At 70.0% G+C, this 6,872-nt stretch carries 6 protein-coding genes; 1 reads left to right on the top strand and 5 read right to left on the bottom strand.

Features of this window, described 5'->3' with window-relative positions; genetic code table 11:
* Positions 1-278: 278 nt before the first annotated feature.
* Positions 279-866, top strand: a complete 588-nt coding sequence (locus AC3WRR_RS19215) for a TetR/AcrR family transcriptional regulator (protein WP_492297851.1) — start codon at positions 279-281, stop codon at positions 864-866.
* Here AC3WRR_RS19215 and AC3WRR_RS19210 read toward each other — a convergent pair.
* The 5 genes from AC3WRR_RS19210 to AC3WRR_RS19190 all read right to left on the bottom strand — a co-directional run bounded on the left by AC3WRR_RS19210 (position 852) and on the right by AC3WRR_RS19190 (position 6,655).
* Positions 852-1,613, bottom strand: coding sequence for an alpha/beta fold hydrolase (locus tag AC3WRR_RS19210; RefSeq protein ID WP_010814088.1), 762 nt, complete (start codon positions 1,611-1,613; stop codon positions 852-854). The genes AC3WRR_RS19215 and AC3WRR_RS19210 overlap by 15 nt on opposite strands.
* A complete protein-coding gene (locus AC3WRR_RS19205; RefSeq protein WP_011617049.1) occupies positions 1,610-2,632 on the bottom strand; it encodes a M14 family zinc carboxypeptidase in 1,023 nt (340 codons plus the stop codon). The genes AC3WRR_RS19210 and AC3WRR_RS19205 overlap by 4 nt, the downstream gene beginning before the upstream one ends.
* Positions 2,633-2,636: 4 nt before the next feature.
* On the bottom strand, positions 2,637-3,338 hold the full coding sequence (locus tag AC3WRR_RS19200) for an HAD family hydrolase (protein WP_492297849.1): 702 nt from the start codon (positions 3,336-3,338) through the stop codon (positions 2,637-2,639).
* A 124-nt stretch (positions 3,339-3,462) separates the two neighbouring features.
* On the bottom strand, positions 3,463-4,350 hold the full coding sequence (locus AC3WRR_RS19195) for a LysR substrate-binding domain-containing protein (protein WP_041688068.1): 888 nt from the start codon (positions 4,348-4,350) through the stop codon (positions 3,463-3,465).
* A gap of 148 nt (positions 4,351-4,498) precedes the next feature.
* Entirely contained in the window at positions 4,499-6,655 is a 2,157-nt protein-coding gene (locus AC3WRR_RS19190; RefSeq protein ID WP_492297847.1) for a phosphocholine-specific phospholipase C, read from the bottom strand.
* Positions 6,656-6,872: the final 217 nt, after the last annotated feature.

Here is a 6,872-nt window from a genome sequence, read left to right as displayed (position 1 = left end):
TTCGATCCGTACACCGACGGTGCGCGCGTGGGCAAGGCTGACCCTTATACCGACGGCGCCATCGCCTGAGAGCCGGCCGGCGTGATGCCGGCCATTGAAAACCGCCGGGCCGCCTGGGTGCGGCCCGTCTTCAGGAGTTGATCATGCGTTGGCGTGACACTGCGCTGATCCTTGGCGGATGGGTAGGGCTTTGCTTCGCAAGCGGGTCCCTCATCACGCTGATCGCACAATCGCTGCCGGCCTGAGCGGCGCGGCAGCAAGACGATGGAGTTGATGCCATGAACACCCGATCCGTACGCGAGCAACTGGTCGAACATGCGCTGGTGCTGATCCGCCGCAGGGGGTTCAACGGCTTCAGCTACCGCGACCTGGCCGACCTGGTCGGGGTCAAGACCTCGAGCATCCACTATTACTTCCCGTCCAAGGACGACCTGGTGCTGGCAGCGGTGCGCGAATACGGCGCCCGCAGGCGGGCGCGCCTGGATGCGATCGACGCCAGCCTGCCGCCCGCGGAGCAGGCGCGGCAATACCTTGCGCCGTTGCGCGCGGGTGCCGGCGCCGACCAGGCTTGCCTGGTGGGCATGCTGTCGGCCGACGTGCTGATGCTGCCGGACGCGGTGCGCGCCGCGATGCAGGACTTTATCCGGCTCAATGAGCAATGGCTGGCCAGCTTGTTCGAGCGCGCCGCGGCGCAGCGCAAGTCGCCCTATCCGATTCCGCCGCAGCAGCTGGCGCAGGTGGTGTTCGGGGCGTTGCAGAACGGCTTGATCAGTGCGCGGCTGTTTGGCACGCCGGACCGGCTCGATGCCGCGGCGGCGCTGCTGACCAGCGCCATGCCGGCGGAGCAGGCCTTAGCCGCCGCTTAGTGTCAGTATCACCGAGCCGGCGACGGCATTGCACAGCCACTGCGGGTCATCGTGGGGCAGGTCATGCCCGGCCCAGTGGTGCGTCAGCAACTGCGCGTCCCAGGCTTGCGCGATGCGCGCCGAGCACACCGGGTTGACCAGGCGGTCTGCCGCCGAGGCAAGCAGCAGCGCCGGGCAGCGCGGCGCACTGGCGGGGGCGCGATAGCGGGCAGCGGCCAGCAACTGTGCCAGCGCGGCTTGGCGGCTCACCGGCGCGTCGGCGGCAATGGCCTGCCAGGTCTCGAGATCGCGTGCCAGCGTATCGGTGCGGGCACAGGTGATGGCATGGATGGTCCGCTCGCAGTACGCGCGGTCCTGCCAGCGCTGCGCCACGCGCAGCAGCTTGCCCCAGTTGCGCGGCCGCAGGCGCTGTGCGGGCGTGCAGAACGGCCGCATGCTGGTATTGACCAGCACCAGGCCGCCGACTTCCTCCGGATAGGCGCTGGCCCACTCGGTCGCGGCCATCGCACCCAGCGACATCGCCAGCACGCGGTACGGTCCGTGCGCGCCGGTGGCCGACAACTGGCGCCGCACCGCGGTGACCATCTCAGGCACGCTCCACGGCGCCGGCTGCGCCGACAGCGCGCCGTTGCCGGGCAGGTCGGGCAGCAGCGGCCGGCCCAGCCCGGCCGCTTCCCAACGCGCCGGCAGGCTTCCCCAGTGGCGCGATTCCCGCGTCAGTCCCCGCAAGAATACCCATCGGCTCATGGCGGCGGCTCCGTCTGCCAGTGTGCGCGTGCCTGCAGCAGCAGGTCGTCACGCTGCGCGCCGCGCGGCCGCCAGCGATCCGGCGCAAAGGCCACGCGGCCCAGGAAGTCGAACAGGCTCACGTGCCGGCGCAGCACGCGCGCGGTGCGGTGCGCCTTGATCGGGTTGAAGATGCCCTCGCGCGAGAACAGCTGGCGCGGGTTCTTCTTTATCCACAGCCACGAGCCCAGTTCCAGCGTCATCGGCAGGAACAGGTTGCCGTGCGGCGTCAGGTCATAGGCATGGTCCCACAGGTCGCCGTGCAGCAGGTACTGGTGGCTTTGCGGCTCGAAGGTGTAGCCGTGGTGCGGGTGGGCCTGCTCGAACAGCGTCTTGAGCAGGTACATCTCGGGCAGGTGCGCCATCGGCCGGCGCGTGCCCGCGTACGGAAACCAGATGCTGTCGCGCCAGCCGTAGCCTGAATGGCAGTCCACCGCAAAGCTGAGCGGGCGCGGCAGCAGTTCTTCCTGCACCACGCGCAGCAGCGCGCGGCTTTCCGCTTCCATCGGCGCGCCCGCCGGGCCGCGGTACCAGGGCAGCCACGCGCCGATGCGCTGGCCGCCGGCCAGGAAGGGCACACGCGCATCGGCGTCCTGCGGGCCATTGCGCATCAGGTCGACGCCGTTGGGGTTGGCGCGGGTGCCGGCCCACATGCCGCCGGGGTTGACGATCGGCATGAATACCAGCCGCACCGACTGCAGTTCGCGGTGCAGCAGCTCGTCCCACGCCAGCCGGCTCAGCACCGAGCGCAGGTAGTCCAGCACCAGCTGCGTGCCGATGCGTTCCAGCCCGTGGATGCCGCCGAAGATGCCGATCGCCGGCGCGCCCGGATCGCGGCTGCCGAGCGTGGCGACATGCACGCCGAAGCGATGGCCCTGCACCATGGTTTCGCAGACCACCCGCGTATCCAGCACGTGGCTGCCCGTATCCAGCAAGGCCAGCAGCTGGTCGTACTCGGGGAAGCCGGCGTGCGGATGCATGGGCTCAGGCGGCCGGCACGCCTGCCGTGCCGAACAGGTGCAAGACCGGCCAGCCGCGTGCCGCGGCCGCGTCCCGCAGCGTCGAATCCGGATTGACGGCGACCGGGTGGCCAACGCTTTCGAGCAGCGGCAGGTCGTTGCGGGAGTCGCTATAGAAGGTGGCCTGTGCCAGCGCCGTGTGCGCAATGCCCAGCGTGTCGAGCCACGCCAGCACGCGCAGCACCTTGCCAGGCCCAAAGGCCGGCACGCCGGCCAGCGCGCCGGTGAACTCGCCGTGCGCATCGTGTTCCGCCTCCACCGCCAGCAGGTGCGGCACGCCCAGCTGGCGCGCGATCGGCTCGGTGACAAAACGGCAGGTGGCGGTGACGATGCAGCACAGGTCGCCGGCGGAGAGGTGGCGGGCCAGCAGGTCGCGCGCCGCCGGCTGGATGGCGGGCACGATCACTTTGCGCATGAAGTCCGCGCGCCACTGCGTCAGTCGTTCACGCGGATGGCGCGCCAGCAGGCCCAGGGCAAAGCGCGCATGGGCGGCAAAGTCCAGCCGCCCCGCCTGGTAGGCCGCCAGCCAGCGCGTGTTGTGCGCATCGATTTCGGCAGCCTCGGCGCCGCCCACGGCAACGAGGTAGCGAGCCCATTCATACTCGCTGTCGAGCGGCAGCAGGGTGTGGTCGAGGTCAAACAGGGCGAGGCGGGGGGCAGCGGGCATGCGGGATAGCTCAGTTGGCGAAACCGGCAAGCTTGGCGCGGCGTGGTGACCGCGCGGTGATGAAGGACCCAAGTTTTCCGATACCGGCATTGGCGCTTTACCTTGCGCGGCAGGCATGCGGGTGTCAGGCGGCGTGGGTGGCGGCGGTCGGCTCGTCCAGCGCCACGCAGTCCAGGAAGGCGCCGACCAGCCGGGTCTCGCGCCGGCTCTGCAGGCAGTATAGGTATTCATGCAGCACCGGCGCGCCTTGTGCGAACGGCACCACGCGCAGCAGCGGGTCGCGCGGCACCTCGCCCAGCGGCACCACGCTGGCGCCCAGGCCCTGGCGGATGGCCTCGTAGATGGCCTCGCGGCTGCCGATCACGGTGTGCGGCGGCAGTTCCAGCCCGCACGCGGCCAGTGCCGTCTCGGTGGCCTTGCGCGTCATCGAGCCGTGCTCGCGCACCAGCAGGTGGCAGCCGCGCAGTTGCGGCAGCTCGACCTGCGCCAGCCGCGCCAGCGCATGGTCCGGATGGGCCACCAGCACCATCGGGTCCGTCGCCAGCCGGATGCAGGCAAGCCGGTCGTCGTCCACCGGGTGCGACGATACCGCGGCGTCGATGCGGTACTCGAACAGCGCCTCCAGCATCTGCTGCGAATTGCCGATGTCCAGGCTCACGTCGATCGCCGGGTAGCGCTGCCGGAACGCCGCCATCGTGCGCAGGATGTAGTAGGGGCCGGTGGCGCCGATGCGCAGGTTGCCGAAGCGCAGGTTGCCGGCGTTGCGCAGCAGGTAGTCGGCATTGCCTTCCTGCTGCATCAGCTGCTCGACCACCGGCATCAGCGCCACGCCCACGTCGCTCAGGTCGACGCGGCTGGCGCGGCGGTGGAACAGCTCAACGCCGTAGGTCTCTTCCAGCTGGCGGATGCGGCCGGTGACGGTGGGCTGGCTGATGCGCAGCTGCCTGGCCGCCATGGTGATGCTGCCCTGGCGTGCCACTTCGAAAAAGGTCATCAGCAGGTCGCCGAGCATGGTTATCCGCAGGAAAGTTGGGGGGCAGCCCGGACAGGTCCCGGACGACCGCGCAGTCTAGCGGGCCAATATGACAAAACGGCTACGCCCGCCCGCGGCCGGAGCGGCCGGGGGCGGGCGCAGCGCTGCCCGTCAGGCGACTTGCGCGTCAGCCGTTGAGGCCCATCGCCGGATCGGACACGCTGTCCTTGCCGGTCTCGATGCGGCCGGCGAAGCGGCGCGTGAAGCCGCCTTGCGCGGTGGTGACGGTGAAGTCGTACCAGTTGCCCTGGCGGGCCACGGGCCAGTGCTGCTGCAGCTGCATGCCGGCCGGCACCTCGTAGGTCCAGGGACCGTCGGTGCGGTAGGCGTTAGGCTGCACGGTGAAGGTGCAGGGGGCGCTGCCGGTGTTGATCATGTCCACGTACACCGCGGCATTGGCGATGTCATAGCAGACCCGGATCTCCGGCGCGCTGGCACCCGCCGCAGTCACGGCCCCCACGTTGCCGCGGAAGGCGCGGTGGAAGCCGTTGGGGCCAAGCACCCACAGGTCGTACTTGCCGTCGTCGCTGGCAAAGACGTCCCAGCTGCCATGCAGTTCCTTGCCCGGCTCGACCATGTAGCGGCGCGGCACGCGGTCCAGGTGCAGGCGGTCGTAGACGTGGAACACCGCCGCCGCGGTGCCGGTGTTGCTGAACAGCAGCCACACCGCGCGCTGGTCGCGGGCGTCTTCGCGGGCGCTTACGTGCAGCTCATAGGGCAGGGCGCGCGACGGGCGCGTGCCGGTGTCCTGCTGCGGCATCTGCTGGCTGCTGGCCGAAGGCAGCGGCACTTGCGGCAGCACGCCTTGCGCGGTGCGGATGGCATCGGCGCTGGCCTTGTCGCGGTTGGGCAGCGTGGGCAGCGGGTTGGTGTTCGGGCTGACGAAGTTGAAGGCCGAGGTCAGGTCGCCCGCCACCGCGCGGCGGAAGCTGCTGATATTGGTCTCGGCCACGCCAAAGCGGGCTTCCAGGAAGCGCAGCACCGAGGTGTGGTCGGACACCTGCGAGTTGACCCAGCCGCCGCGGCTCCATGGCGAGACCACGTACATCGGCACGCGCGGGCCGGGGCCGTAGGGGCGCTTGTCGACGTGGTACTCCGGCCTGACCTGTTGCGGGTCGAGCGTGGTGGCGCCGGCCAGCGTGTCGCCGTCGTAGGCGGGCGCGCACGGCGGCGGCACGTGGTCGAAGTAGCCGTCGTTCTCGTCAAAGTTGATCAGCAGCACGGTCTTGCTCCAGACCGCCGGGTTGGCGGTCAGGGCATTCAGCACCTCTTGCGTATACCACGCGCCCTGTACCGGGCTGGAAGGCCCGGGGTGCTCCGAGTACGTCGCCGGCGCCACGATCCACGACACCTGCGGCAGCTTGCCCGCGGCAACGTCGTCGCGCAGCGATTGCAGGAAGCCGCCGTCAGGCATGGTGTTGGCCACGCCCTTGAGCAGCGGGCTGATGGCGTCGTCGGCGCTGGTGTATGTCGGGTAGGGGCTGCCGTTGGCCTGGTTGCCGCGCGCGGCGTTGGCGTCGCGGTATTGCTTGAAGCCCGCAAGCGGGTTGTCGGTGAAGTTGTCCGGCATGTTCTGGTAGACCTTCCAGCTCACGCCGGCGGCTTCCAGGCGCTCCGGGTAGGTTTTCCAGGTGTAGGCCGGGGCCGACCCCGTGAACGAGTCGCCGCTGTTGTCGATCACCGGCCCGCCGTTGGCGCCGCCGGGGTCGTTGGTGCCGGTCCAGTGGAACAGGCGGTTGGAGTTGGTGCCGCCGTGGAAGCTGCAATGGTAGGCGTCGCAGACGGTGAAGGCATTGGCCAGCGCCACCTGGAAGTCCAGCTCGGCCTCGGTGTAGTAGCCCATCGACTGGGTCTGCTTGTAGGTGGGCCACTTGTTCATGCGGCCCAGGTCCCAGGCGTTCTGCGCATCCGGGTACGAGTGCGGCGTGCCGCTGACGCGCTGCGCATTGCCGGCGCTGCTGTCGAGGTGGTAGGGCAGCACGGTGCGGGTGGTGCTGCCGTTGGTATAGGTCTGCTGCCAGACGTTCAGGCCGCCCGCCAGCGGGATCGGGAAGCGGTCGCCAAAGCCGCGCACGCCGCGCAGCGTGCCGAAGTAATTGTCGAACGAGCGGTTTTCCTGCATCAGGATGACCACGTGCTCGACGTCGCGGATGGTACCGGTGGCGTTGTTGGCCGGGATTGCCAGCGCGCGGCGGATGGACGGCGGGAAGGCCGCCAGCGCGGCGGTGGCGGCGGCGCTGCCGCCGGCGAGTTTGAGGAAGTTGCGTCTGCTTTGCGGGTTCATGGATTCTGTGCCGGGTGGTTTCTGGAGGGGAGACGGGCCAGGCCCGGCTTCAGGGTGCGCAGCGCAGCTGCGGCTTCACGGCGGGCGTCTCGCCAGGCTGGTCGCTGCCATTCCCCTGGCCGGGGTTGCCGCCGGTACCCGGGGCACCCGGCGTAGTCGGTGCCGCGTTGGGCGAGCCGGTGGGGCTGTCGCCGGAGTCGCCGCCGCAGGCGGCGAG

This window comes from Cupriavidus sp. FW305-3-2-15-C-LB2 (genome assembly GCF_058787575.1).
This window is presented reverse-complemented; position numbering and strand designations above follow the sequence as displayed.